23 protein-coding genes are annotated in these 25,771 nt (G+C 71.0%); 4 read left to right on the top strand and 19 right to left on the bottom strand.

Annotated elements, in window-relative coordinates; all coding sequences use genetic code 11:
* Nucleotides 1–3: 3 nt before the first annotated feature.
* Both ACN20J_RS06915 and ACN20J_RS06920 read left to right on the top strand, forming a co-directional pair.
* Nucleotides 4–879 carry a hypothetical protein gene (locus ACN20J_RS06915; RefSeq protein WP_190228622.1) on the top strand — a complete coding sequence of 292 codons (876 nt, stop codon included), beginning with the start codon at nt 4–6 and terminating at the stop codon, nt 877–879.
* A gap of 56 nt (nt 880–935) precedes the next feature.
* Nucleotides 936–1,343: a hypothetical protein gene (locus ACN20J_RS06920; protein WP_190228623.1), complete on the top strand. Its 408-nt coding sequence runs from the start codon at nt 936–938 to the stop codon at nt 1,341–1,343.
* 69 nt (nt 1,344–1,412) lie between these two features.
* Here the strand turns inward: ACN20J_RS06920 and ACN20J_RS06925 are convergent, their stop codons facing one another.
* The 13 genes from ACN20J_RS06925 to ACN20J_RS06985 form a co-directional block, all read right to left on the bottom strand.
* A complete protein-coding gene (locus ACN20J_RS06925) occupies nt 1,413–1,787 on the bottom strand; it encodes a hypothetical protein (protein ID WP_419665514.1) in 375 nt (124 codons plus the stop codon).
* A gap of 207 nt (nt 1,788–1,994) precedes the next feature.
* Nucleotides 1,995–3,503, bottom strand: coding sequence for a gamma-glutamyltransferase (locus ACN20J_RS06930; protein ID WP_419665515.1), 1,509 nt, complete (start codon nt 3,501–3,503; stop codon nt 1,995–1,997).
* 2 nt (nt 3,504–3,505) lie between these two features.
* Entirely contained in the window at nt 3,506–4,138 is a 633-nt protein-coding gene (locus ACN20J_RS06935) for a cyclase family protein (protein WP_419665516.1), read from the bottom strand.
* Nucleotides 4,135–4,989 carry a creatininase family protein gene (locus ACN20J_RS06940; RefSeq protein WP_419665517.1) on the bottom strand — a complete coding sequence of 285 codons (855 nt, stop codon included), beginning with the start codon at nt 4,987–4,989 and terminating at the stop codon, nt 4,135–4,137. Before ACN20J_RS06940 ends, ACN20J_RS06935 begins: the two co-directional genes overlap by 4 nt.
* A gap of 67 nt (nt 4,990–5,056) precedes the next feature.
* Nucleotides 5,057–5,536 (bottom strand): cytidine deaminase, encoded by a 480-nt coding sequence (locus ACN20J_RS06945; RefSeq protein ID WP_361991545.1) that lies wholly within the window; start codon nt 5,534–5,536, stop codon nt 5,057–5,059.
* Entirely contained in the window at nt 5,533–6,297 is a 765-nt protein-coding gene (locus tag ACN20J_RS06950; RefSeq protein ID WP_419665518.1) for an amidohydrolase family protein, read from the bottom strand. The genes ACN20J_RS06945 and ACN20J_RS06950 overlap by 4 nt, the downstream gene beginning before the upstream one ends.
* 6 nt (nt 6,298–6,303) lie before the next feature.
* Nucleotides 6,304–7,362: an ABC transporter ATP-binding protein gene (locus tag ACN20J_RS06955; RefSeq protein ID WP_189838704.1), complete on the bottom strand. Its 1,059-nt coding sequence runs from the start codon at nt 7,360–7,362 to the stop codon at nt 6,304–6,306.
* Nucleotides 7,359–8,492: an ABC transporter ATP-binding protein gene (locus tag ACN20J_RS06960; protein WP_419665519.1), complete on the bottom strand. Its 1,134-nt coding sequence runs from the start codon at nt 8,490–8,492 to the stop codon at nt 7,359–7,361. The genes ACN20J_RS06955 and ACN20J_RS06960 overlap by 4 nt, the downstream gene beginning before the upstream one ends.
* Nucleotides 8,489–9,190, bottom strand: a complete 702-nt coding sequence (locus tag ACN20J_RS06965; protein WP_361889920.1) for an alpha/beta hydrolase — start codon at nt 9,188–9,190, stop codon at nt 8,489–8,491. Before ACN20J_RS06965 ends, ACN20J_RS06960 begins: the two co-directional genes overlap by 4 nt.
* A gap of 5 nt (nt 9,191–9,195) precedes the next feature.
* Nucleotides 9,196–10,206 carry an ABC transporter permease gene (locus ACN20J_RS06970; RefSeq protein ID WP_419665520.1) on the bottom strand — a complete coding sequence of 337 codons (1,011 nt, stop codon included), beginning with the start codon at nt 10,204–10,206 and terminating at the stop codon, nt 9,196–9,198.
* 68 nt (nt 10,207–10,274) lie between these two features.
* Nucleotides 10,275–11,108 carry an ABC transporter permease gene (locus tag ACN20J_RS06975; protein ID WP_419665521.1) on the bottom strand — a complete coding sequence of 278 codons (834 nt, stop codon included), beginning with the start codon at nt 11,106–11,108 and terminating at the stop codon, nt 10,275–10,277.
* Nucleotides 11,109–11,235: 127 nt separating this feature from the next.
* The gene (locus ACN20J_RS06980; RefSeq protein WP_189838701.1) at nt 11,236–12,903 is read right to left on the bottom strand and encodes an ABC transporter substrate-binding protein; all 1,668 of its coding nucleotides are present in this window, start codon (nt 12,901–12,903) and stop codon (nt 11,236–11,238) included.
* A 183-nt stretch (nt 12,904–13,086) separates the two neighbouring features.
* Entirely contained in the window at nt 13,087–15,030 is a 1,944-nt protein-coding gene (locus ACN20J_RS06985; RefSeq protein ID WP_190228824.1) for a primary-amine oxidase, read from the bottom strand.
* Between the two features lie 190 nt (nt 15,031–15,220).
* Here ACN20J_RS06985 and ACN20J_RS06990 point away from each other — a divergent pair, with 190 nt between their 5' ends.
* The gene (locus ACN20J_RS06990; protein WP_361907992.1) at nt 15,221–15,997 is read left to right on the top strand and encodes a GntR family transcriptional regulator; all 777 of its coding nucleotides are present in this window, start codon (nt 15,221–15,223) and stop codon (nt 15,995–15,997) included.
* Between the two features lie 38 nt (nt 15,998–16,035).
* On the opposite strand, the gene ACN20J_RS06995 is transcribed toward ACN20J_RS06990, so the two are convergent.
* The 5 genes from ACN20J_RS06995 to ACN20J_RS07015 form a co-directional block, all read right to left on the bottom strand.
* Nucleotides 16,036–18,684 carry an FAD-dependent oxidoreductase gene (locus ACN20J_RS06995; protein WP_419665522.1) on the bottom strand — a complete coding sequence of 883 codons (2,649 nt, stop codon included), beginning with the start codon at nt 18,682–18,684 and terminating at the stop codon, nt 16,036–16,038.
* Nucleotides 18,681–20,132, bottom strand: a complete 1,452-nt coding sequence (locus ACN20J_RS07000) for an aldehyde dehydrogenase family protein (RefSeq protein ID WP_364196496.1) — start codon at nt 20,130–20,132, stop codon at nt 18,681–18,683. Before ACN20J_RS07000 ends, ACN20J_RS06995 begins: the two co-directional genes overlap by 4 nt.
* A gap of 46 nt (nt 20,133–20,178) precedes the next feature.
* On the bottom strand, nt 20,179–21,756 hold the full coding sequence (locus tag ACN20J_RS07005) for a glutamine synthetase family protein (protein WP_419665523.1): 1,578 nt from the start codon (nt 21,754–21,756) through the stop codon (nt 20,179–20,181).
* Nucleotides 21,743–23,170, bottom strand: coding sequence for a Rieske 2Fe-2S domain-containing protein (locus ACN20J_RS07010; RefSeq protein ID WP_419665524.1), 1,428 nt, complete (start codon nt 23,168–23,170; stop codon nt 21,743–21,745). The genes ACN20J_RS07005 and ACN20J_RS07010 overlap by 14 nt, the downstream gene beginning before the upstream one ends.
* A gap of 165 nt (nt 23,171–23,335) precedes the next feature.
* Complete coding sequence (locus ACN20J_RS07015) at nt 23,336–23,857, bottom strand: hypothetical protein (RefSeq protein ID WP_190228633.1); 522 nt, start codon at nt 23,855–23,857, stop codon at nt 23,336–23,338.
* A gap of 515 nt (nt 23,858–24,372) precedes the next feature.
* On the opposite strand from ACN20J_RS07015, the gene ACN20J_RS07020 reads away from it, so the two are divergent.
* A complete protein-coding gene (locus ACN20J_RS07020; RefSeq protein WP_190228634.1) occupies nt 24,373–24,705 on the top strand; it encodes a WD40 repeat domain-containing protein in 333 nt (110 codons plus the stop codon).
* A 43-nt stretch (nt 24,706–24,748) separates the two neighbouring features.
* Here ACN20J_RS07020 and ACN20J_RS07025 read toward each other — a convergent pair whose 3' ends face one another.
* Nucleotides 24,749–25,666: an NADP-dependent oxidoreductase gene (locus tag ACN20J_RS07025; RefSeq protein ID WP_189838695.1), complete on the bottom strand. Its 918-nt coding sequence runs from the start codon at nt 25,664–25,666 to the stop codon at nt 24,749–24,751.
* Nucleotides 25,667–25,771 lie beyond the last annotated feature (105 nt).

The raw sequence follows: 25,771 nt of genomic DNA on the forward strand, positions 1-25,771 counted from the left end.
ACCGTGCACGTCTATCTTCGAACCCGGGGTGCGCCGCGCAAACTGGACTACGCCTTCCTCGGCGCCGCCCCGGGAAGCCGCTGGTGGGACACCTACTCGGAGCTCACCGCCACTGAACGGCCCTGCCTGCTCGCCGTGACGTCGAAGGACCGCTGGCAAGTACTGATCAGCGGGGTGCCCTCGGCCCGGACCGACTCCGTGGGCACGCTCGTCTACTACACCCTGGTCCTCGACGGCTCCCCCTGTCCGCCCGGAGCGACGGCGAGTGGGCAGGACCGGGCCACGGTGCTGGCACTCGCGTCACGCTGGCTGGACGACATCACCCGTCACCCCGAGGGCCGCGGGGTGCTCTCCGAGCTCCTGGACAGCCTGTGTTCCAGCGCCGAGGTGGACCGGCTGCTGGCCGCCCGCAACTCGGAGCTCACCACCGAACGAGCGGAACTCACCGCCCGGCTCGGCGCGGCGCTGGAATCACTGAAACCCGTCCCGTCCGCGCAGGACACCGGCGACCCTTCTCCCGTTCTGCTCACGGAGCGCTGGATCGCCGGACGTACGACGCCGGGCGCGGACGCGGCCTTCCTTGCCCAGCTGTCCTCGCTGCTGTCCGGGGAGGACGGTCAGGCACACCTGCTCAACCTGGTCTCGTCCGCCGAGGACATCACCACACTGCCCCAGAAGTCGGGGCCACTGGCCGTACTCATCGAGGGCGGCATGGTCGGCGACTCCGCGATGCCTGCCGAGGCCCTTCCGAAGCCGACTCCGGAGGTAGTCGTCCGGACCCCAAAAGCACGGTGGCGGGCAGCAGTGGTTCCCACAGTGCTGACCGCCCTGATCCTGCTGCTGGTGGGCCTGGCGCTGATCGCCGGCAACTGGACCTGACCAAATCGTTTCTGGTTCCAGGCCTGAAAAGCTTCCACAGCCCGGAAGGACGCCACGTGCAGGTCTCGGTCGAGCTCCGCGCAACGAGACGGCATCTGACGTTCTTTTCCTCGGCCACCTATCAAAAGGAGTGGCTGGATCCGGATTCCCTGATGGCCTTCCGCTGTGAATTCGTCGCGGCCGAAGCGCGGACCCGGCCCCCCGTCCGGGCCTTCCTTCTCGCCCGGCTGACCGTCGGCCGGGCCCGAGTATTCAACTACGAAACGGCCCGCTACGAATTCGGTGGCGTGGAGGACCTCGACTTCGCCGTCTCCTTGGATGGCGAGACGGTGTACGAGGCATACGGCGCCCGACCGATGGAGGAGGACAAGGGACTTACTTTCAGGGACGAGAGCGGTTCCTGGACCACGATCCGCCCGATAATTCCAGCCCTGAAACAGGCAGTGCGCGACGAGAATCCGTAACAGCATGTCAGCGTGCCGAACGATAGGGCTCATCGTCCAGGGCCGCTCGCGCGGAGTCGGTGAAATCCTTCAACCGCGCTCTGGCTTCGAGTACATGCGCGGCGTGTCTGGTCTCCATGTTTCGGTCCCAGCTCCGCGCACGCTGTCGGCGTGCCAGGAGAAGAGATCGGCCAGGGCGACGCCGAGCGCCGTCATCAGGGCGTCCGCGGACTCGACGACCGCCGTGGACCCCTCCACCGCCACAGTGGAGGCGGCACGGCGAGCGGCGCCCACCAGGTTCTCGGCAGCCCTCATGCGCTCCATCGCCTCATCGAGGTCCACGGGACCAGCCGCGATCAGCGCGGTCCAAGCCCTCCGCAGGCCCTCCTCGGCCGCCACAGCCTCGGTGATCAACGCGCTGTACGCGGCCTGGCGAACTTCTCGGCGCCATCGATGGTGCTCCAAGTAGGCCTGTGACCTCACCTGCCAGCGAGTCGACCAAGCTGCCACGACCGCCGCGACAGTTGTCCCCGCGACGCCGACCGACGAGCCCAGGATTGCCGCCACCCCTGCATCCATCCGTCCAATTCTGGGGTCACCGGGCCGAACGCACCAGCTACTCACAGCAGTTGACGGACACAGCGACGCCGTGCGGCAGCGCGAACGACAAGCTCATCGGCGTACCGGGTCCACCAGGATCGCCGTGGTCCCGTCCGCCCTCGGGTCGCTCGCCGCGTCGGTCCTGCCCGCACGCAGGCGTGCCGTCTGTACGTGGCCGGCCTCGTCGTGCGGTCCTGCCGTCCGGGCGACCTCCAGGCCCAGACGGTTCGCGACGGTGGTCAGGTGGTCCGTGTCGGGGGTTCCGGGTTCGAGGAGGAGGGTGGGGTGCGGGCGGTTCAGGTCGCGGGAGCCGATGACCCAGCGTGGGCGGGCGAGCAGGGCTTTCGGGTCCGGGGCGTCGAGAAGTTCCTCGGCGACCTGCGACAGGATCCACGCCTGGGCCCTGCCTCCCTGACAGCCGAGCGCCACGACATGCCCCGGAGCGGTGGCGAGTGCCGGGCACAGGGTGTGCGGGGGCCGCGCCCCGGGCCGCAGCGCCCCGGGGTGCGCCGGGTCCAGGCTGAACGCCGAGCCACGGTTGTGGAGCACTACTCCGGTGGCCGGCTCCGCGATACCTGATCCGAAGCTCTGGAACACGCTCTGGATCAGGGCTATCGCGTTGCCCTCGTCGTCCACGGCGGTGATGGCCACCGTGTCCCCGGCGGGTCTGGGGCCGGAGGGCAGTGCGGCGATGTCCCGCTCCGCGCGCAGCAGCAGGCCGTCGAGGTCCACGACGCCCGACCGGGGGTCGCCGAGGAGCGCGTCCCGGCTCAGCTCCGCCTGCCGGGCGGCAGCCAGGCGGTCGCCGCCGCGTCCGAGTACGGCCAGCAGGGACGCTCCCTGACTGGGCGGCGGGGCCGCCCACCAGGTGACGCCGTTGCCGGTCGTCGTGCTCAACGGGTCGGTGTTCTCGGCTCGGTGACCGGCGAAGTCCGCAGCGTCGAGCAGGCTGCCGCGTTCCCGCAGGCCCGCGACAAGGCGGCAGGCGGTCGGCCCGGTGTAGAAGTGGCGCCAGTCTTCGGAGAGTTCCTCCAGGGTCGCGGCGAGTGCCGGCTGGAGGAGGGTGGCTCCGACGGCCAGGGGTTCTCCTGCCTTGTCCAGCAGCAGCGCCGACAGTCCCGGGTCGGCCCGTACGACGTCGAGGCGGTTGTGGATCGCCCTGGCCAGGCCCTCGCTCACCGGGACACCGTCAGCGGCCAGGGCGATGGCCGGGGCGAGGCTGCGGGCGAGCGGCAATCGCGCCCCGAGACGGGCGAGTTCGGCCCACCCGGCGACCACTCCCGGAACCGTCACCGTGTGCGGGCCGCCGGCCGGCATCCTCTCCCCCGCCGCCCGCAGAGATGCGGGATCGGTGGCCGCCGCCGCGGCTCCTGCCGAGAGCACCGCACGGACCGTGCCGTGCTCACCGTCACGGACCAGGGCGACGAGGTCGCCGCCGATGGAGCACTGGTGCGGGTAGGCAACCGTGAGGGCGGCAGCGGCGGCGAGTGCGGCGTCGGTCAGGCCGCCGCCGACGGCCGTCACTTGGCGCGCCGCCTCGATGGCCGCGGGATGGGGTGCGGCGATGGCGATCGTGGCCACGGTCAGTCCCGGGTGGTGAGGATGGCGCGGGCGAAGGAGCCGTCGGCGCCGACCAGTTTGGCGGGCAGGCAGGTCAGGTCGTAGGTCCCGGCGGGCACCTGGTCGAGGTCCGCGTTCTCCAGGATGAGCACGCCGGCGCCCAGCAGGGAGTGGTGGACGTCCCAGGTGTCGGTGCGGTGGTGGCTCTCGATGGTGAGGTAGTCGATGCCGATGAGTTCGACCTCGTGCTCGATCAGCCAGTCGGCCGCCTTCGGGGAGAGGCCCACCCACTGCGGGGCGCGCTCGGTCTCCTTGAGGGCGCCCGCGGAGTTGGAGGTCTTGAGCAGGACGCGGGTGTGTCCGGCCGCCCCGCCTTCTTCCAGGTGGTGCGGTTCCACGTCGCCCTCGACGTGGGTGAGGTCGATGACGAGGGCGGGCCCGACCAGCGAGTACAGGGACACCTCGTCGATGGGGGTGGCGCCGTCGCGGAAGTGGGCGGGCGCGTCGACGTGCGTGCCGGTGTGGGCGCCGAGCCGCCAGCGCGTGACGTTGGAGGCGTCGCCGTTGGAGAGGGACTCGACGATCTCCACCTCGGGCTTGCGTCCCCAGTGCAGCATCTCGGGGTGGATGGGCAGGGTGATGTCGTAGATCTTCACGCGGTCGCTCCAGGACGGTGGGTCGGGTCGGGCCAGGGTTCGCGTACGGCGGCCGACACGGCTCGGGCGGTCGTGAGCAGGCAGCGGTCGAACTCCTTCTCGCCGTGCTTGGCGTCGGCGTCGGCGACGTCACGGCCCCAGACGCCGGTCTCGCTGACCTGGTCCATCCGGTAGTCCCAGAAGGAGTCCACGTCGACGTGCGAGGTGGCCTTGTCCATCCGTACGAGCTCGGGGTGGAGGTGGAGCATGACCGAGGTCTCGAAGAAGTTGGCGTGCATCAGTGCCCGGCCGTACTGGACATGCCCGTCGACCTCGGGGCCGGGGTACATCGTCACGTAGCCCAGGGCCCGTACGCGGGCGTCGCGGTGGCGCACCCGGAGCTTCTCCGCGGACACGTCGAGCGCGCCGTTGTTCCAGATGTGCCCGTTGAGCAGGATGAACTGCCGTACTCCGGAGGCGTACAGGGAGTCGATGACGTCCTCCACCACGGCGATCAGCGTTTCCGGGCGCAGCGCCACCGTGCCGCCGAAGTCGCCGTGGGAGGCGGAGACGCCGAAGCTGAGCGGTGGCACCACCGGTACGCCGGTGAGGGCGGAGACACCGAGGGCGACGGCCTCACAGATGAGGGTGTCGACGGCCAACGGCAGGTGGGGGCCGTGCTGTTCGGTGGCGCCGACGGGGATGATCACGGCGTTCTGTGCGGTCGCGGTGGTCTCCGCCTGCTGCCAGGTCAGTTCCTCCCACCGCACCGGGGCCCCGGAGCCGCCCAGTTCGGCGGCGAGTGTGGGAACGTCCAGGCCGGTGGGGACGACGGGCGGCTGTCCGGGGAGCTCGGGGACGGCTGGTGTCATGATGCTTCCTTCTCCGCTGAGGTCACGGTGCTTGCTTCGTCCGGGCTGCCGGGTTCGCGGCCGGGGTTCACCATGCGCGCCGGCTCTTGTCCGGCAGCAGGTCGAGGGCCCTGACCGGGACGACCTCGTTCTCCTCGACCGTGGTGATCCAGACCGTCGCGTCCGGGCTGTAGTCGCTGATCAGTTCCCGGCACACGCCGCACGGCGCGATCACCCGGAACCGTCCGGCGGGCTTGATCTGGACGGAGACGACCGAGGTGACCTCCAGCGGCCGTTCGCCGGGGTACGCCCCGCGGGCCGCTCCCAGGGCGACGCCCTCGGCGCAGATGGAGCTGCGCCGGCAGGAGCCTTCGAGGTGGACCCCGGTGTGCACCGCGCCGTCGGCGGTACGGACCGCGGACGCGACCTCGTGCCGGCCGTCGCGCCAGACGCGGGCCAGCAACTCCTGTGCCAGGGTGAGCAGTTCGGCGTCCTCGTCGCTCATGGACGCGGGCACGGCGACGCGCGCGATCCCGGTGGACGCCGTGCCGGGGAGCGCGGCGCTCATTCGGGGATCCCGAGCAGACGGGCCATGTTGCCGCCCTCGACGAGCGCACGGTCCTTCTCGTCCGGTATCGCCTTCGCGATCTTCATGCGCTCCAGGTCGAAGTCGGAGCCGGGCCACTCGCTGCCCATGAGGATCTTCTCCGGCCCCAGCCGGGCGTAGGCCCGCTTCACGTCGCTCATCAGCGTCGCCGAGGTCTCCAGGTACACGTGGGGCTGCCGCTCGGCGACGATGATCGCTTCGGGAACGTTCCATACAGCGCCCATGTGGGCGATGACCGTGGGGACTTGGGGATGGTCACGGGCGATCTCCTCGATGGCCAGCGGGGCGCAGAAGGAGTCGTCCAGGGCGTTGACCAGGACCATCAGCCCGCGCCGCGCGCATGCTTCGAACAGCGGGTCCAGCAGGCCGTGGTCGGCGACGTGGTAGCCGTGCAGGCTCGGGTGGAGCTTGAGGCCCACCAGGCCGGCGTCGGCCATGCGGTCGATCTCCTCAATGGCGTCGTCGGCCTGCGGGAGGACCTGCCCGAACCCGAAGAAGCGGTCGGGGTGGGAGGCGACCAGGGAGCTGATGAAGTCGTTCTCGATGCGCTGGGCCAGCGAGCAGACCATGGCCATGTCGACGCCGGCGGCGTCCATCCGGTCCAGGATGCGCCGGGGCTCGAACGGGGTGTACGGCGGCGGCGCCTGACCCTTGCGGACGCCGGTGAGGTAGTCCGAGCGTCCCCGGACGTCCTGGGTGGTGTTGTACGCGTCGATGATCACGCGGGATCAGCCTTTCTCGGTGGAGCCGGGCACCAGGGGCAGGTGGCAGCGCACCGTGCGGCCGGGTGCGATGGTCCGCAGTTCCGGCATGCGGGTACGGCACTGGTCCTCGGCGAAGGGGCAGCGGGTCCGGAACAGACAGCCCTCCGGCGGGTTCGCGGGATCGGGCAGTTCGCCCTCCAGGACCCGTCGTTCGCGCCGCCCGCCGGGGCGCAGGGACGGAACCGAGGACAGCAGCGCTTCGGAGTAGGGGTGGGCGGGGCCGGAGAAGAAGTCGTCCCGGGACGCGACCTCGATGATCTGGCCCAGGTACATGACGGCCACGCGGTCGGCGATGTGCCGTACGACGCCCAGGTCGTGGGAGATGAACAGCATGGTCAGGCCGCGCTCGCGGACCATGTCGGAGAGCAGGTTCAGTATCTGCGCCTGGATGGAGACGTCCAGGGCGGAGACCGCCTCGTCCGCCACGACGAACTTGGGCGAGGAGGCCAGTGCCCGGGCGATGCCGATGCGCTGGCGCTGGCCTCCGGAGAACTCGTGCGGCTTGCGCCCGCCCGCCTCGGCGCCGAGGCCAACCCGGTCCAGCAACTCCGCCACGACCGGCCCGGCTTCGGCCCGGCTCGCACCGCGCGCCCGCCGGAGCGGTTCGGCGACGATGTCGGCGATCCTGCGCCGGGGGTTGAGCGAACCGAACGGGTCCTGGAACACCATCTGCAGGTCGGCGCGGGTGCGCCGCAGCCGGGTGCCCCTGAGCCGGGTGATGTTCAGGCCCAGGAAGTCGATGGTGCCGGACGTCGGCTCGATCACCCTCAGCAGGGCCCGGCCCAGGGTCGACTTTCCGCATCCCGACTCACCGACCAGGCCCAGCGTCTCGCCTTCGAGGATCTCCAGGTCGACATCGCGCAGCGCGCGGACCCTGCCGCCGCCCGAGCGTCCGCGGTACTCGACGCGCAGCTTCTCGGCCCGGATGAGCGGCGTCCCGGGCGGCGCCGGAGGCGTCGGGGATGTCGGGCCGGAGGCCGCGGTGGCGGATGCCGATGCGGATGCGGCCGGTGGCGAGGTCATGAGCGCCCCTTCTCGTTGCGTGCCAAGTCCCGTTCCGTCCGCACCGGCTGCGGGGCCGGGTCCCGGTCCGGCAGCGGGTCCGGGTCCGCGTCCGGGCCGGCATCGCGCGCCGCCTGGCGTACGGATCCGGTCAGGACGCAGGCGTCGAGGTGGCCGGGTTCGCCGTGGCGGTGGCGCAGTTCGGGCTGCTGTGCGCACGCGTCGTGCGCGAAGGCGCAGCGTGCGGCGAACGCGCAGCCGCTGGGGCGGTCCACACCGGTCAGCGGGCTGCCGGGGATGGCGGGCAGCCGGTCGGCGACCGGTCCGTCGATCGGCGGAACCGAGCCCAACAGGCCGATGGTGTAAGGGTGTTGGGGGTTGAACAGCACCTCGTCGCGCGAGCCCTGCTCGACGATCCGGCCGGTGTACATCACGGCGACGCGGTCGGCGACCTCGGCGACGACTCCCAGGTCGTGGGTGATCAGGAGAACGGCGGTGCCGTGGTCGGCGGCGGTCTGCTGGAGCACGGAGAGGACCTGGGCCTGGATGGTCACGTCCAGTGCCGTGGTGGGTTCGTCGGCGATCAGGACGGCGGGGTCGTTGGCCAGGCCCATGGCGATCATCACGCGCTGGCGCATACCGCCCGACAACTGGTGGGGCAGGGCGCGGGCGTTGGCACGGGGGTTGGCTATTCCGACCTCGCCGAGCAGGTCCACCGCCCGGTCCATGGCCGTCGCGTACGGCATCCGGTTGTGGGCGCGCATCATCTCGGTGACCTGGGCGCCGACCCGGTGCAGCGGGTTGAGTGCGGCCAGGGCGTCCTGGAAGACGACGGCGATGTCCTTGCCCCGTACCGAACGCAGTTCGCGCTCTGACGCCTCGGCGAGGTTGCGGCCGCCGAAGGCCACCTCGCCGCTGATGTGCGTGCGCGGGCCCCGGTTGAGGCCGACCAGGCTCATGGACAGCGCGGACTTGCCCGAGCCGGACTCGCCGACCAGGGCGAGGATCTCGCCCTGGCGCAGGGTCAGGTCCACGCCGGCGACGGCCGGGAGCCGGCCCGAGGGGACGTCGAACCCGACCCGCAGCCCACGGACGTCCAGGACCACGGGCGGGCTCGCCTGCCCCTTTACGGCGACTGCGGGCCCGCTCACGACGTGCCGCTCACTGCCGTGGCGGCGGTGTGGATCAGGTCGGCCACCCGCTGCGGGTGCACGAGCGTCGTGTAGTGGCTGCCGGGGACGTGCTCGGTGACGGCCCCCATACGGGCGGCCATGTCGCGCTGCGCGTCCGGGCGCAGGGTGCGGTCGTCGTCGGCGACCAGATACCAGGAGGGCAGGGTGCCCCAGGCCGGCTTTCCGGTCGGCTGGGTGAAGATTAGGTTCTCCGCCTTGCGTCCCTCGGCCTCGACGACGGCCCGCTGCGCGGGCGACAGGTCGGGGCCGATCTCGGCCCAGAACTCCTCGCTCGCCTCCGACTTCCACTCCCCGTTCGGGCCGCGCCGCATGTACGCGGAGATCTCCGCGGGCTCGTAGCGTTCGACGATGCCGTTGACGGTCTCGCCCTCGTCGGGGCCGAAGGCCGCGATGTAGACCAGGCCGCGGACGGCGGGGTGCCGGCCGACGTTGGTGATGACCGCGCCCCCGTAGGAGTGCCCGACGAGGAGCAGCGGTCCGTCCGTCTCCTGAATGAACTCCTCGACGACGGCGCCGGTGTGGGCCACGTCCTCCTCGAGAGAGGTCAGGGGGTTGGTGACGGCGACCGTCCGGTGTCCCCGGGCGGCGAGCAGGGGCTGGACCTCCGACCATGTGGTGGGCCGTCCGCCCGCTCCGTGGACCAGCACGATGTCCATGCGGCTCAGCCTTTCCGTATGCGTGGATCGAGGATCATGTAGAGCATGTCCACGGCGTAGTTGACGAGGACGAACAGCAGGGCGATGGCGAGCGCGGCTCCTTGCACGACGGGGTAGTCGCGCTGGAGGACGCCCTGCACCAGCAGCCGGCCGACGCCGCCGTAGGAGAAGACGGTCTCGGTGATCACGGAGCCGCCCAGCAGGGACCCGAACTGCAGGCCGAGGACCGTCACGATCGGCAGCCAGGAGTTGCGCAGGACATGGCGGCGGATCACCGCGGACTCCGTGAGCCCCTTCATCCGGGCGGTCCTGACGAAGTCGTCGCCGAGGACGTCCAGAACGGAGGCGCGCACGATACGGGTGATGTAACCGGCCATGGACAGCGCCAGGGTGGTGGCGGGCAGGATCAGGTGCTGGATCCAGGGGCCGACCAGTTCGAGGCGGTTCTGCAGGATCGCGTCGAGGAGGACGAAGTTGGTCGTGGGGTGGTAGTCGAGCGAGCTCGGCAGCCGTCCCAGCACGGGCAGCCAGCGCAGCCAGACGCCGAAGACGACGATGGCGATCACTCCGAGCGCGAACCAGGGCAGGGAGAAGCTGACGGTCGCCACGGTCCGGGTCGTGGTGTCGATCCAGGTGCCCTTGCGCAGCGCGGCGATCACCCCGGTGACCACGCCCAGGAGGACGGCCACAGTCATCGCCGCCAGGGTCAGTTCGATGGTGCCGGGAAGGGCGTCGCCCAGCAGGCTCAGGACACTGTTGGACCCGAAGAACGATTCGCCGAAGCGCAGATGCACCAGGTTGTCGAGGTAGGTGCCGTACTGGGTGAGCAGCGGCTGGTCGAGGCCGAGCGCCTCGCTGGCCCGGGCCTCGTTCTGCGCTATCTCGGCGGCCGTGAGGTTCGTTCCGCCGCCCGCCAGGGAGGCGGTGGGCGAGCCGGGCAGCAGGCGCATCGCGATGAACACCAGGGTCGCCAGCGCGAACAGGACGACCGGGATGCCGAGGAGCCTGCGGAACATGGCCCACAGGGCGTCGACCCGTTCCGACCGGGGGCGCGGGCGCCGTATACGCGGCAACGGGAGGGCGCTCATACGGTGCCCTTCGGGTCGAGCGCGTCCCGGAGGTCGTCGCCCACGAAGTTGCAGGCCACGACGAACAGCAGGGTCAGGGTCGCAGGCAGCACCACCAGGCGGGGCGCCGAGTAGAGGAACTCCTGTCCGGCCTGGACCATGTAGCCCCAGTCGGGGGTCGGCGGCTGGATACCGAGGCCGAGGTAGGACAGGCCGGCGGCGAAGCCGGCCGCGACCGAGAGGGTCATGACGACCTGGGCCACCATCGGCCCGGCGATGTTGGGCAGGATCTCCTGCACCAGGACGCGCGGTGTGCGGGTGCCTCCCAGGCGTGCGGCGACGATGTAGTCCCGGGCCGTCTCCCTGGCCGCGAGCGCCCGGGCCAGCCGCGCCAGACCGGGGGCGAGGGACACACCGACCCCGACGACGAGGCTGGTGGTGCCCGGTCCGGCCGCGGCGACCAGCAGGATCACCAGAAGGATGGACGGGAAGGCCAGGGCCAGGTCTACGACGCGCATCAGCACCTGTTCCACGACCCCGCCCGCGTAGCCGGCGAGCAGGCCGACGCCGGTGCCGATCACGGCGGCCAGGGCGGTCGAGGCGAACGCCACGAACAGGAGCGGTCGTGCCCCGTGCACCAGCCGGGCCAGTTCGTCCCGGCCCAGGTCGTCGGTGCCGAGGAGATGGCCGGGCGAGCCGAAGGGCAGCATCGCCGAGGAGGTCTGCCGGACCGGGTCGGCCGAGATCAGCAGGGGCCCGACCAGCGCGACCAGGACGATCGCGATCAGGAACACCCAGGACACCTTCGCGGGCCAGGACGTGCCGATGCCGAGTTGCCGCAGTTTCGCCACCGCGCCACGGCCCCGGCCCCGGCCCCGGCCGCCACGGTCCTTCCCCCGGTGGGCACTTCGGATCGCACCGCCGGAAGCGGGAGCCGTCGCAAGCGCCTCAGTCGTACCGGAGGCGGAACCCGTCCGGTCAGACACTGGCTTTCTCCATGAAACAGCGGTGGTTGCCGAGTGCGGCGGTGTTGATGCCCTTCACATCGGCTCCGCTGACCACCAGGTTGGTGGAGCAGGCCAGCATGGCGATCACCATGTACTCCTCCGCCCAGCGCCGCTGGATCTTGGAGTAGGCGGCGGTGCGCTTCTTGCCGACCGGCAGGTTCTTGGCCTCCAGCAGGTCCTCGGCCATGGTGTCGACGCCGTCCAGTGTGTCCAGGCCCGTGATGGTGCTGCCGTAGAGACCGGCGGGGTTGGCCATGGAGCCGACCATGTTGTTGGGGTCGGGGACGTAGGAGTTGCGTTCCCAGATCATCAGGTCGTGGTAGTCGTCCTTGCCGTCGCTGAGCCGGCTGAAGTAAGAGGCGGGGTCGACGGAGGTGGTCTTCACCTTGAAGCCGGCGTCCTCCAGGTTCTGCTTGACGATCTGCGCGGCCTTGGGGTGCCAGGAGTCGCTGGCCGCCATCAGCCCCAGCTCGCGGCCCACCGCTCCGGCCTCCTTCAGGAGCTTCTTCGCCTGTGCGAGGTTCTTCGTGCTCAGGTCGGCGAGGCCGGTGTCGTAGCCGTTCTGGGCGGGCGGGATCGCGTAGCCGTCGGGCTCGCTGCCGACCCCGAAGAAGGCCTGCTGGACGATCGCCTTGCGGTCGATGGCCAGGTTGATGGCCTTGCGCACCTTCAGTTCGGGAACGCGCCGGGCGTCGATCATCAGGATGGCGTCGAAGCCCTCCTTGGTGTCGTGGACGGTGACCGAGGGGTCGGACTTCAGCTGTTCGACGGCCGAGTAGGGGGTGAACTGGGTGGCGGACACGTCCCCGCTGAGCAGCGAGCTGACGATCGCCGAGGGGTCCTGCACCTGACGCAGGACCAGGCGGTCGATCGGCGGCCGGCCGAGCCGGAAGTCGTCGAAGGCCTCAAGGGTGATGGACTGCCCGGAGGTGGCGGAGGCGAACTTGAACGGGCCGGTGCCGACGAGGTGCTTGCCTATCCCGGACCCGTACTTGTCGAGGGCCGCCTTGGAGATGACGCGACCGCCGATGTCGGAGAGCTGGGCCAGGACGGTCCGGTCGGGCGCCTTGAGCACCAGTTTGACCGTGAGGTCGTCCTCGGCGGTCAGCGAGGCGACGTTGTTGCCGAGGGAGGCGAGCGGTCTGGACGCTCCCTTCGGCAGGGTCTTGTTCTCCGGGTCGAACTGCCGGTTCAGGGTGGCCAGGACATCGGCGGAGGACAGCGTCGTACCGTCGTGGAACTTCACGCCGTCGCGGAGGGTGAAGGTGTACGTGAGCTGGTCGTCGGAGATCTTCCAGCTCTTGGCGAGGTCCGGCGTGGGTTCGTTGGACTCGAAGGAGATGAAGGTCAGGCCGCGGCAGATACAGTCCACCGCCATCCAGTCGCCCAGCGTCGTGTAGAAGGCGGGGTCGTTGACCGCACTCGTGGAGTCGATCGCGAGGGTGAGGGTGCCGCCCTTGCCGGATCCGCCGCCGGACTTCTCGGACCCGTCGTCGGCCACACCGCAGGCGGCGAGCAGCGGGGTCAGTCCGAAGCCCGCTCCGACGCCGAGGACACTGGCGCCGCGCAGCACGGTCCGGCGGGAAACCTGCGGTTCGGCCGGGTGGAGTGCGGGTGTTCCCTGCGACTGATCCGGCATGAGGGCCTCCTTGGGGCACCGTTCCTCTGAAGGAATGGATCTAATCTCATCTTGATTGGATCCAAAATCATCGTGTCCGGCTCACAAGTCCGAGCCGTGTCCCGGGTGTTACGAGCGCATGAAACCGGGATCTTGTGTGCTATCTGCAGAGATCTCTTGACAGGCGAGGTATATGACGGTTCGTCAGGTTCCGCAGCAGTGATCCGTGCCGGCCGACGGGTCGGGGATGTCCATGGCCGGGTTGCGGTCGAAGAAGCCGTCGGGCTCGAAGACCAGTCGCACCCGGTCGACCGGCATGACCGGCCACTGCTCGGGCCGGGGGAAGTGGTGGCTGCCCACGACCGGCCACAGCACCAGCTCGGCCCCGTCCAGCGAGCGGTCCTTGCGCTGCCAGACCTGCACGCCGTCCTCGCCGGGCTCCGCCTGGTTCGGGTACTGCCCTCCTACGTAACTCTCCGCCGGGTCGGAGACCGTCGCCCACAGATGCTGGTGGACGAAGGGCGCCCGGCGGGCCATCACCGAATCGGGCCGCGCGAAGGGCCGGGTGGTGTTGGGCAGCAGCAGCCGGTACGCGGTCGGGTCCCCGTAGCGGTTCTGCTTCTGCGCGCTCTCCACCCGCCAGTGCCGGGACGTCGCCGGGTTCGTCCGGCGGGCGGCCTGCGACTCCGACAGCAGGGGCGTACGCACCATACGGACCGCGTTGCCGTACGGATCGTGGCGCGGGTCGTCCTCCGCCTGGGCGTTCTCCTCCACCAGGCGGTTGAACGGGCCGTCGACCGCGGCGTCCAGACGCAGGCCGAAGTAGTGCTGGTGCGTGGGTGTCTGGACGTTGCGCGAGACCACCCGGCCGTGCCGCACCTCCTCCCCCTCCTCGATACCGGAGGCGGACAGCATGCCGGTGAGCTTGATCTCCAGCTCGATCCTGCCGTCCTGGTAGAGCGACCAGTAGAAGCCGTAGTCGTAGTTGGCGACCGTCTGGAAGCTGGAGATGATCAGCCGCCGGGAGCGGCGCACCTCGCTCACCCCGCGGCGCAGGTCGTTGTGCTTCCAGAGGATGCCGTCGTCCTCCTCGTGCATGCAGATCGCCTGGTCGATCTCCTGGGCGGCGCCGTCGCCCGCGAGGTAGGCCGCGTCGAAGTAGTGGATGACGCCCAGGCAGTCGCAGCCGAGCGCGAGCGAGTTGGTCAGCGGGCCCGCGCCGTACTCGCCCCAGTCGAAGAAGTTCTTGCGGAACTGTGTGGAGCTCGGGTCGAGGTAGGGGACGTACATCTCGTTGCAGGCGGCGCGCTTGAGCACCGAGCGTCCCAGGAAGCCGAGGTCGTACAGGACCAGGCCCTCGCGGTGGGTGAAGCCGACCCGGAACTCCCAGCCCTGCCAGCTGACTTGGTGTCCGTCGACGGTAAAGCTGGGCCCCTCGGGCTGCACCACCTCCAGCGGCTTGAGCCCTTCACGGTCCGGGCCGAACCCTCCGGCCGACAGCGGTCCCGGCTCCTCGGAGACCGGGACGACACCGTGGTCCTCGACCTCCAGCACCTCCATCGTCGCCATGTCGATGAGGGGGATGACGCCCTGCACGGGGCGCACATAGGCGTTGTCGTCCTCCTGGACCCGGTGCCAGACCGAACCCCAGGTGATCCTGCGGTCCTTGTACTTCTCCGGTACGAAGCCGCCGATGGACTCGGCGTCGATGACCGTCAGCGACACGTCGTGGATGCCTCGCCGGGCCAGTGCCTCGCGGAACAGCGGGTTCGCCCGGCATGCCTGGGCCGCCGCGCGTGCCTCCGCCGAGGTGATGCCCGGCCGCCGTATGTCCACCGGCCGCCACTCCAGGCAGCGCGGCTCGGCACCGAGTTGCACGTCGATCTCCCAGGCGCCGGGCAGGTCGTGGTCCATCGCCACCAGGCCCACCCGCACCTCCCCCGCCGCCTGCCGGCCGGCCATCACCTCACGGGCGAAGTGTTCGTCCAGTACCGCGCCCCAGAACCTGGTGCGCTCCCCCAGCCGGCCGTCGGCCCGCGCCACGGCGACGGCCGCGTCGATCTCCGCGGGGGACAGCGGGTCGAGAGGATGGGTGCGCTCACGCCGGGCGTGGACACGGGTGCTGACGCTTCCGGGCGGGTTGTGCATGATGTGCGCTCCGCTCATGTGCACGGGCCGCGGGCCTTGGATCCTGCGACCGTTAGAATGGATACATAAAGCTGTTCGGGGTCTGTCAGGACTTCGGTCCCGGCCCTCCCCCGCCCCGGCCACCGCCGGCCATCGCCTCTGCTTTTGCCTCTGCCCCTGCCTTCGCCTTTGCCGACCAGACGGAGACCTCATGGACACCGCCCCGCTCCCCGACGCGGACTCGCCCGCAGGAAAGGGCAAGGCGCTCGTCGACGACACGGCGGCCGCGATCCGCGCGCGGATCCTCTCCGGCGAGATCCCCATCGGGGCGCAACTGCGCCAGGTCGAGCTCGCGGAGCTGCTCGGCGTGAGCCGCACCCCCGTCCGGGAGGCGCTGCGACAGCTCCAGGCGGGCGGCCTCATCGAGGTACTGCCCAACCGCGGCGCCGTGGTCCGCGTCCCCGCCCCCTGGGAGGTCCGCGAGGCCTACGAGATCCGCGCCGAACTCGAAGGGCTCGCCTGCGTCCGGGCGGTCCACGCGGTCACCCCCGACGTACTGCGGGAGCTGCGCGAGGCCAACGAGACGGTACGCGCGGTCAGCAGCGGGGTACGCGACGCCGGCGGCGGTGCGGCGCCCGGCGCGGGCTCCTCGCCCGCCACTCCGAACACCTCTCCGAACGCCTCGCCCTCCACCTCCGCCAACGACTGCTTCCACACCCTGATCCACACCGTCGCCGGCAACAGGCGGCTCGCCCGCGCCATCAAGGACGTCAACGAGGCGTTCCCGCGCAACGTCTCCGCCCTCGTCCTCCAGGACAACCCCCGCCACCGCGAGGACAACATCCGCGAACACGAGCGGATCGTCGAGGCTCTCGCCGCGGAGGACGCGGAGCGGGCCCGCAGTGAGATGAAGGCCCATGTGATCAGCGCGGGCGAGCAGTTGGCCCGCTGGTACGAACAGCGGTCGGCCACCGTCTTCCGCGGCTGACCGGCTGTCGGTGCGGGTGCAGGCGCGGGCTCCGGGGGTCATGCTCCGGCTCCCGGTCCGGGCCGGTCGGTGATGCCCATCGCGGCCGGGGACAGGAAGTCCAGGTCCGGCCGCTCCTTGCCCTCCGCCAGATCCGCGAGCGCGGCGCCCAGCGCGGGCCCGAACTTGAAGCCGTGGCCCGAACAGGCCGCGGCCATCAACACCCGGTCCTCGCCCGGCAGTCGGCCGACGGCGAACCGGTTCTTCGGCGCCATCGTGTAGCGGCAGCTGATCGTCTCCTCCACCGGCCCGTCGGCCGCCGGAAGGAACCGCGAGGCCAGACCCAGGAGCCGGTCCCGCTCGGGCTCGGTGACCGGCCCGGCAGGCGCCGACGGGTCCTCCAGCGGCCCGTGGTCCAGGCCGATCTTGACGCCGGCTCCGCCGAAGGCCGGGATGCCGTACAGCAGGCCGACATCCGGTACGTCGACGGAGAACACGCCCAGCAGCGGGGGCTCCAGCAGGTGCCGCCGCGAGGAGCCGAGGTGCAGGTTCACGATCCGCACCACGCTCAGCGGCCGGGCGAAGGCGGGCAGCAGCTCGCCGGTCCAGGGGCCCGCGCACACGACCAACCGGCCCGCGTGCAGGACGCCTTGGTCCGTGTCGACGCGTACGCCCTCGCCGTCGCGGCGCCAGCGGAGCACGGTACAGCCGTCCCTCCGGTCCACGCCGTGCGCGCGACCGAGCGCCGCGAGCGCGGTGAGCGCGGCCTGTGCGTCGATGACGCCGGCTGCCGGATCGTGGACCGCGGAGAAGCCCTCGCACAGGCGCAGCCCGGGGAAGAGTTCCGCGGCACGGGCATGGTCCACGTTCTCGCAGCCAGGGCCGCGCAGGGTGCCGGGGGCACCGGCCGCCCTGGCGTACAGGCCTCCGGTGGTCGTCACCAGCCGCTGCCCGGAGGCCAGTTCGAGTTCCTGCCAGGCGTTGTAGGCGGTGTCGACGAGGCCGTCCCAGATCTCGGCGGGATAGGCCCGCCGGATCATCCGCGTTCTGCCGTGCGAGGAGCCCTCGGTGTGGCCCGCGGGGAACCGGTCGAGGTGGATCACGCTCGCCCCGCGGGCCGCCAACTGCCAGGCTGCGGACGAGCCGTGGATGCCGGCCCCGACGACGATCACGTCGGCCCGGTCACCGGCGGATCCGGTCGGCCGGGAGGAGAGGGCGGGCCGAGGGCGGACGGAAGCGGGCTCGGGAACGGTGGTCGTACTCGACGCGGATCCGGGCTCGGGGCCGCTGGACGTTGATGCCGGGGACGCGGGCCCGGGACCGGCAGACATCGGTGTAGGGGGTCCGGGCTCAGGGCCGGTGGATGGAGGCGTCGGAGATCCCTGAGTCGCACCCGACGGGAACACGGATGCCGTACGCGACGGGGTTTCGGAGGTCGTACGCGACACGGTCTCCGAGGGCGCCACCCGCGCTCCCCGGCGGCGCCGTTCCCGTGCGGTCAGTGCGGCGACGAGCGCGTCCACGTCGTCCGCGCTGTTGTAGACGTGCAGCGAGGCTCGGGCGACCCTTTCCAGACCGCGCCTGCCCAGGTCCCACTGGCCGTGCGAGGCGGGCACGGTCGTCAGTCTGAATCCGGTGGCCCGCAGGTCCCGTACGGTCTGGCGCGGGTCCTCGTCCTCGCGCAGGAAGGTCACGATGCCCGAGGCCGCCGCCGGCGGATCGGTCCGCCGGATCCCCGGTACGCCCGACAGTCCGGCCCGCAGCCGCTCGGCCAGCTCCGTCACATGGTCGCGGATCAGCGCGACACCGAGGTCGAGCGCCTCGTCCAGGGCCGTGCCCAGGCCCAGTCGCAGGGCGTGGGAGGACTCCCAGGTCTCGTAGCGCCGGGCCCCCGGGACCACCTCGTACTGGTAGGCCGACGACCACTCGGCACCGCGTACGTCCGGGGCGGCGGGCCTGGTTCTCGCCCGCAGTTCCGGGTCGACGTACAGCAGGCCCGTGCCGCGTGGCCCGCGCAGGAACTTGCGGCCGGTGGCGACGACGATGCCGCAGTGCATCTCCTGGACGTCGACCGGGAGTTGGCCGAGCGACTGCGTCGCGTCCAGCAGAAGCGGCACCCCGGCGCGGGCGGCCAGCGCGCCCACGGCGGCCACCGGTTCCACCAGCCCGGAGGACGTGGGGACATGGGCGATGGTCACGAGCGCCGCCGGCTCGCGCAGGGCCGTCTCGAGTGCGCCGAGGTCGACCTGCCCGCTCGCGTCGGCCGGCAGTACCTCCAGCACGATGCCGTGCGAGTCCCGCATCTCCAGCAGGTGCAGGGCGGAGCTGACGTAGGTCGAGGACGATGCCAGGACCCGGTCGCCCGCCTTGAGACGCAGGGCTCCCAGCGCCCGCTGCCAGGCGGTGGAGGCGCTGTCCACCAGGGCGATGTCCTGCGGCGCGGCACCGATCAGCCGGGCGGCCGACTGATACACCCGCTCCGTACGGTCGGCCAGCGCCTCGGCCGCCTCGTAGCCTCCGAGCAGCGACTCCAGGCGCAGGTGGCTGGTGACGGCGGCCAGTGTCGCCGCGCTGGGCAGCGCCGCCCCGGCGGCGTTCATGTGGCGGGCGTGGCGCATGCCGGGTGTGGCGGCGCGCAGTGCCGCGACGTCGAGCGTCGGACTCCTGGGCGTCGGCGGCGGGCCGGGAACCGCGGTGTCTGTACTCATAGTGCGACGACCACCGCCTTGCGCTCGCAGTAGGAGTACAGGGCGTCGTCGCCCAGGTCCCGGCCCAGGCCCGAGTCGCCGAGTCCGCCGAAGGGCAGCGCCGGGTCGAAGATGTTGTAAGTGTTGATCCACACCGTTCCGGCGCGCAGCCGCGCGGCCATGCGGTGGGCGCGGGAGAGGTCCCTGGTCCAGACTCCGGCGGCGAGCCCGTAGGAGGTGTCGTTGCCGATGGCGACGGCTTCGTCGTCGTCCTCGAAGGGGATCACTCCGAGCACGGGGCCGAAGATCTCCTCGCGGGCGATCCGCATGCTGTTGGTGACGTCCGTGAACAGCGCCGGTTCGACGAAGTAGCCCGGCCGGTCCGGTACTTGGCCGCCGGTCACCAGTTTCGCGCCCTCGGCGACACCGGCCTCGACGTACGACAGGACCTGGGTGCGCTGTTCCTCCGAGACCAGGGGGCCGACGGTGATCCCGCCGTCCAGCCCGTTGCCCACGGGGACCTTGCGCACCGCGTCGGCCAGGCGCTCCTCCATCTCCGCCAGGACGGAGCGCTGGACCAGCAGCCTGCTGCCTGCCGTGCACATCTGCCCGGAGTGGCCGAAGGAGGCCCGCATGGCGGTGACGACGGCGGCGTCCAGGTCGGCATCGGCGAAGACGATGTTGGGGCTCTTGCCGCCGAGTTCGAGGGTGAGGCGCTTGACGGTGGGGGCGGCGGCACCCATCACCAGCCGGCCGACCTCGGTGGAGCCGGTGAAGGACACCTTGGCCACACCCGGGTGCGCGGTGAGCGCGGCACCCACCTCGCCGTCACCGGTGAGTACGTTGAGCACTCCTGGCGGCAGGCCCGCCTCCTCGCACAGGGCGGCGACGCGGAGCATGGTCAGCGGGGTCTGTTCGGCGGGCTTGACCACGACGGTGCAGCCCGCGGCGAGTGCGGGGGCCAGCTTGAAGCAGCCGGTCATGATGGGGAAGTTCCACGGCAGGATGAGCGCGGCGACCCCGACGGGCTCGGGCACGGTGTAGACGTGGTGTCCCTGGTCGAGGGGCACGACCATGCCGGTCAGCCGGGCGGGGGCGCCCGCGAAGTGACGGAAGGTCCTGGCGCTCATCGCGGTGTCGGCGCGTGAGCGTTCGACGGGTTTGCCGTTGTCGCGGGTCTCCAGCACCGCCAGTTCCTCGGCGTGCTCCTCGATCAGCTCTGCGATCCGGTTGAGCACGCGGCTCCGCTCAGCGACCGGCAGACCGCGCCAACGGCCGTCCTCGTGCGCCCGGGCGGCGGCGGCCACGGCGTCGTCGACATCCTGGGGCGTGGCCTGTGCGACGCGGCTCAGGACGGTTTCCGAGGCGGGATCGACGACGGGGAACGTCCGGCGGTCGCCGGGGGCGATCCACCGGCCGTCGACGAGGAAGGGTTCCAGCGGCGCGGGTTGGGCCTTGAACGTGGTCATGGCGTCTTCCGTGAGGTGTGGGCCGGCCGTGGGGGCCGGGGTGCGGTCAGACGAGGTCGAAGTACTCGCGTTGCTCCCAGTCCGAGACGTGCGCCAGATAGCGCGCGAACTCCGCGCGTTTGATCGTGGTGAACCAGGAGACGACGTCCTGGCCGAGCGCCTTGGCGAAGACCGGGTCGGCGTCGAGCGCGTTCAGCGCCTGGTCGAGCGAGCCGGGCAGACCGCGGGCTCCGGCGTCGTACGGGTCGGTGGTCGGCGGGCCGGGGTCGAGCCGCCGGGCCATCCCGTCCATCCCGCTCACTACCTGCGAGGCGATGTAGAGATACGGGTTCGCCGCCGGCTCGCCGGATCTGTTCTCCAGCCGGGCGCCTCCCTCACCCCGGGCACCGACGACGCGCACCATGGCGCCCTTGTTGTCGATGCCCCACACCACGCGGTCGGGAGCCAGGGACATCGGCAGGTACCGCTTGTAGCCGTTGACGGTCGGCGTGGTGAAGACCGTGGCGGCGGGCGCGTGTTCCAGCAGCCCGGCGAGGTAGTGCCGGCCCACCGGGGACAGCGGCTCCCTCGGCGCGGAGCCCGACACCGAGCCGGGCGCCGAGCTGGGCTCCGCATCGGGCGCCGGGTCGGGCGCCGGGTCGAAGGCCGCCTCACCGGTCGCCCGGTGGCGCAGTGACTGGTGCAGGTGCCAGCCGCTCGACGCGGTCTCCACCGTGGCGGGCCGCGACATGAACGTCGCGTGGTAGCCGTTCCTGCGGCAGATCTGCCGCACCGCCGCACGAGCCAGCAGCGCGTCGTCCGCGGCCTGCGCCGCGTCCCGCGCGTCCAGGGTCAGCTCCAGCTGGCTGGGCCCGAACTCCAACTCCAGGGAACGCAACGGCAGATCGAGTCCGGTGAGCCCGCGGTACAGCAGGTCCACCAGGTCGTCGAGCCGGTCCAGGCCCTCCTCGTGCAGCAGCTGCGAGCCGCTGCTCAGCGGCGCCACCTCCGGTGCCGGGCCGGGTGCGCCTGGCCGACCCGGGGCCACCGGTACGGCCCCTTCCGCGGCGGGACGGTATACGTGGAACTCCAGCTCCACACCGACCGTGAGGTCGTACCCCGCATCCGCCAGCGCGGCCAGCCTCCCGCGCAGCAGACCGCGCGAGCAGAACGCCGCGGGGGTGCCGTCGGGGTGGTAGAGGTCGCACAGGATCCAGCCGGTCCGCTCGGCCCACGGCAGTACCCGGAACGTCGTCATGTCCGGTACCAGCACGACGTCGCCGGCTCCGGCGAAGCGACCGTCGGCCAAGCCGCCGCCCGAGAAGACGGGGAAGACGGTCCGGCCGGAGGTGTCCTTCAACAACAGGGAGGACGGCGCGGTGACTCCCGAGCGCAGCGCGCCGGGCACCGCCTCCCGGGTCAGGGTCTTGCCCCGCAGCACCCCGTGCTGGTCGGCGAAGGAGAACCGCACCTTGTCCAGGCCGAGTTCGTCGATCACCCGGCGGACCTGCCCGGCGGCCACGTGCTGCCGCTCGTCCCACAGACCGTGCCGCTCGACGAACCCGCCGGCCGCTGCGGCGGTCAGCGGGCGGGCGCCGGGTCCGTCGCCGCCCTGCGCCCGGGGCCGCTCGTCAGCGCTGCGCACCGGTCACCTCCCGCCCGGCCCACGGCGATCGCGCGCGCCGCTCCGACTCCCGTCGCCGCCAGGCCTCTTCCCAGCCGTCCGTGGGCGTGATGGTGTCGATGGCCAGGGGCCCGGTCAGCTCCTCGGCCGCCTCGTCGTCGAGCGGCAGCCCGGGAACGGGATTGCCGCTCTCGAAGGAGGCGATCGCCTTCAGCAGCAGTCTGCGGTTGGCGGTCACGGCACGGTCGGAGACACCGAGCCGCTCGACGGTCCGGTCCTGGACAGGGCCCATACTCTCCACCGCCCACTGGTCATGGACGTTGATGTCCAACCCCATGCCGGTGTACGTGAGTTCCCGCTGCTCCTTGGGATCGAAGCCCCAGTCGTTCGAGCGGTTGCGCAGCGGCCGGTAGTCGGGGAGCGAGACCTCCGCGAGGCGCTGCGCCAGCAATGTGTCCTTGTCGGTGACCTCCTCGAAGTCGTAGAGGATCATGAACCAGTAGTGGTTCTCGTCGTCGATCGGGACGTGCCACTGGCAGAAGACCTTGCCGTTGCCGAAGGGCACCACGAAGGCGTTGGGGAACACCAGGTTGGTGATCCGTACGTGCCTGACGTCCTCGGTGAGTTCGCGCAGCGCGAAGACCCGCAGGCCGTGCTCGGCGCGCTCCACCTCGATGTCCGGCCGGAAGTTGTCGCCGACCAGTTCCGAGAGCTTCTTCCCGGTGCCCTCCACCTCCTCACTGAACTGCTGCCCGTACACCTCACGCGGGTCCTCGCCGACGAAGCGGTGCAGGAAGGAGACGTGGCTCGGGTCGATCCCGCCTTCCACGCCCTGCAGCCAGTTGCACTCCCACCAGCCCTTGAAGGCGAAGGTGTACTCCTCGGGAGCGCGGAAGCAGTCGTACGCCGGGAAGGGCGGCGGGTCGCCGGTGCCGAGGTAGGCGAAGACGATGCCGTTGCGCTCCACGCAGGGGTAGCTCGGGATACGCACCTTGGCGGCGAAGTTGCTGTGCTCCGGTTCCGCGGGCTGCTCCAGGCAGCGGCCGTCCGGGCCGTACAGCCACCCGTGGTAGAGGCATCGCAGTCCGCCGTTCTCCCGGCGTCCGTAGGAGAGGTCGACGCCCCGGTGTGCGCAGTAGCGGCCGACGAGGCCCCACGGGCCGGTCCCGGGGGAGCCCTGAGTGCGTTGCGTCCCGTCGCCGTCCGGTGTCGCCGGTGTCGCCGGTGCCGCCGGTGCCGGAGCGTCGTCCCGCCGGAAGAGGACCAGGTCCTCGCTCATGATCCGGATCGCCTTGACCGGTCGTTCGTCGGACATCTCCGAGACGAGGGCGACGGGCTGCCAGTAGGCGCGCATGAGCTGTCCGAGGGGGGTGCCCGGGCCGGTGCGCGTAGCGCGCTCGTTGTCCTCGCGTCTCAGCATCGCTACCTCATGCATCCGATTCAGTGTTACTTGGATCCAATCCTTACACATCGAGATCCAAAGCAACAGGGTCGAATTCCTCGGCGCCGCACTGCGGCCCTCCCCGACCGCGGCCCCTTTCCCTCAACTCCCGGGCAGCGCACGTGACTTCGGAGCAGGCTCGCCACCGCGACGCCGCCGTCAGGGCAGCCCGAGCATCACGGCCATGGCGGTGACCATGAGCCCGCCGCCCACCTCTCCGAGCAGAAGCGCGCGTCTGCCCGGAGGATGTGCGGCGATCCGGGGTGGCCACGCCTGCCGGACGAGCGCCACGCCCGCCCGGGCCACGCTCCAGCTCGCGACGCAGAACAGCACCTGCCACAGCGCGAGTTCGGCCGACGCGAGGCCGACGGAGCCGTCCCCGCCGTGGTGGCTTTGTTCTACGACCGCCGCAGCCGCCGTCAGCAGCGCCATCGCGGCCAGGTTCACCGACTCGACAGTCCTGCGGCACGCACACCCCGCTCGCAGCTGCCACAGACAGGCGACGACGAGCGCGGCGGTCCCGGCCACCAATGGCGCCCGGCCTCCCGCTCCAGGAGCCATCGCCAACATGACTGCGGGCGCGACGGCCTGCGGCAGCCACTGTCGCGCGGGAGACGGCAGGTGACTGGCGAGGCACAGCACGCCGCCCACCAGCCCCGTCACCCACAGCACCTCATGCACGGGGCAGACACCGGGTGGACCGGTCCACCCGCGCGCGAGCCTTGCCGGACGGTGATTGACGGACGCGGACTGAAGCGCGACGCGCACGCGGACGCCCGGTGCCGGGCAGGAGAGCCGATGAATGGGGTGCCACGCTCACGGCCCTTCCGATGTCACGCGCGCAGGACGACGCCCTCGCAGATACGGACAAAGCTGAGTGATACATGTTTCGTGCCGAACCGGCTTCTGTTTCCCACCAGTAACGGCTCTCGCCGACAACGGGACGGATCATCAGGAGCCGGCGCGCGGTGAGGCCGCGGTGTCCTCATGGTGGTCGCACGCATTTCCCCACCCAGAACCATGGTGCCGAGCAGAGCTGGGACCTGGGGTTTTCGCTGATTTCGCGCGTTCGAGTCGGCACCGGAATCTCCGCTTGCCGGTAGAGACCCGCCCGGCGAATCCCGGGCGCACCCTGCGACGCTCCAGCCAGGCTCGGCCAACGGGCACAGACCGTATTCACATCGCGGAAGTCGCCGATGCAGCCAGGCTCCCCCTTGGGCATCTCCAACGCGCCGCCGCTCTACCTAACCGGCCAGTCGGTCGTCGAGCCGCTCACCGGCCATGCAGACGGCATCACCCACGCAGCGTTCCACCCCGACGGACATCTGCTCCCCACATCCAGCGACGACTGCACCACGCGGCTCTGGGCACAGCCAGGACTGCCGGCCGGCCACTCGCGTAGCGTGGGAGCGCGAGCGCGACTCTCCGGACAGATCAGCAACGGACGACTGTTTGTGGCCAGTTGTGATTCGCCGCCGGTGGCCTCTCGACGGGGAGCCATCTGGCCGCCAGCGGTGACACTGCGTTGATGTTCCGGGATACCAGGCCGATAGTCGCCTCGGCCGACCCGAGCTACGGGCGGAGCACGATCTTGCCGTGGGTGTGTCCCCGTTCCAGCTCACGGAACGCGTCTCGCACCCGCTCCAGCGGGTAGGTGCGGGCGATCGACACCTCCAGCTCACCGCGTGTGGCAAGCCTGGCCAGCTCGCCGAGCACTACCGCGCATGCCGCCGCGCCTTCTCCGTAGGTTTGCGCCCCAACCCTGGCCGCGGCCTGCCAATCGCGGATGGTGTTGATCCGCTCGGGCCGCACACCCAACTCCACTGCCAGCTCCACATAACCGTCGCCGAAAGTATCGATGAACGCGTCGACGTTCCCACCGGAAGCCTCCCGGATCCGTTCGGCCACGCCCTCCCCGTACACGACCGGGACGACACCGCGCTGCTTCAACCAGGCATGGTTCCCCTCGCTCGCCAGCCCGATCACCGTGGCTCCGCGCCGGCGCGCGAGCTGCACGGCAAAAGACCCGACGCCGCCCGCCGCACCGGACACCACGACTGTGTCCGCCGGCCCGGGATCCACCGCGAACACGCAGGCGTATGCAGTTGTGCCGGCCACGTACAACGAACCCGCCACATCCCAGGACAGCCCCGGCGGACGCGAAACCACGTCCACGTCGTCGACGGCGACGAACTCCGCATGGCTCGCCCTATCGTGGGTGAAGCCCAGTACCTCATCGCCCACCGCGAAGCCGCGCACCTGCGGGCCGACCTCCACCACGACACCGGCCAGATCACTGCCCTGCCCGGAGGGGAACGTAGCCGGCCAGCGTCCGTGACGCGCACCCTCGCGGATCATCACCTCGCCGGGCTGGATCCCAGCCGCGCGGACCTCGACCAGCACCTGTCCGGGGCCGGGCGTCGGCCGCTCCACCTCCTCCACCCGCAGCACATCAATCCCGCCGTACTCGTGGAACCGCACCGCCTTCATCGCGTGATCACCGCATTCCCTCGTTCGGACAAGCCTGGACGGGCCACGCGCCGGATGTCACACACCGACCGTGCCATCGCATTCAACGGCTCAGGGACGGGGTTG

This window comes from Streptomyces sp. 2-1 (genome assembly GCF_048564895.1).
Lineage (GTDB): Bacteria > Actinomycetota > Actinomycetes > Streptomycetales > Streptomycetaceae > Streptomyces > Streptomyces phaeochromogenes.

Coding starts and splice junctions, on each gene's coding strand:
- ACN20J_RS06940 (WP_419665517.1), bottom strand. CDS start 4,989: ATGACACCAGCCGTCCCCGAGCTCCCCGGACAGCCGCCCGTCGTCCCC.
- ACN20J_RS06945 (WP_361991545.1), bottom strand. CDS start 5,536: ATGAGCGCCGCGCTCCCCGGCACGGCGTCCACCGGGATCGCGCGCGTC.
- ACN20J_RS06955 (WP_189838704.1), bottom strand. CDS start 7,362: ATGACCTCGCCACCGGCCGCATCCGCATCGGCATCCGCCACCGCGGCC.
- ACN20J_RS06965 (WP_361889920.1), bottom strand. CDS start 9,190: ATGGACATCGTGCTGGTCCACGGAGCGGGCGGACGGCCCACCACATGG.
- ACN20J_RS06970 (WP_419665520.1), bottom strand. CDS start 10,206: ATGTTCCGCAGGCTCCTCGGCATCCCGGTCGTCCTGTTCGCGCTGGCG.
- ACN20J_RS06980 (WP_189838701.1), bottom strand. CDS start 12,903: ATGCCGGATCAGTCGCAGGGAACACCCGCACTCCACCCGGCCGAACCG.
- ACN20J_RS06985 (WP_190228824.1), bottom strand. CDS start 15,030: ATGCACAACCCGCCCGGAAGCGTCAGCACCCGTGTCCACGCCCGGCGT.
- ACN20J_RS06990 (WP_361907992.1), top strand. CDS start 15,221: ATGGACACCGCCCCGCTCCCCGACGCGGACTCGCCCGCAGGAAAGGGC.
- ACN20J_RS06995 (WP_419665522.1), bottom strand. CDS start 18,684: ATGAGTACAGACACCGCGGTTCCCGGCCCGCCGCCGACGCCCAGGAGT.
- ACN20J_RS07000 (WP_364196496.1), bottom strand. CDS start 20,132: ATGACCACGTTCAAGGCCCAACCCGCGCCGCTGGAACCCTTCCTCGTC.
- ACN20J_RS07010 (WP_419665524.1), bottom strand. CDS start 23,170: ATGCATGAGGTAGCGATGCTGAGACGCGAGGACAACGAGCGCGCTACG.
- ACN20J_RS07020 (WP_190228634.1), top strand. CDS start 24,373: ATGCAGCCAGGCTCCCCCTTGGGCATCTCCAACGCGCCGCCGCTCTAC.
- ACN20J_RS07025 (WP_189838695.1), bottom strand. CDS start 25,666: ATGAAGGCGGTGCGGTTCCACGAGTACGGCGGGATTGATGTGCTGCGG.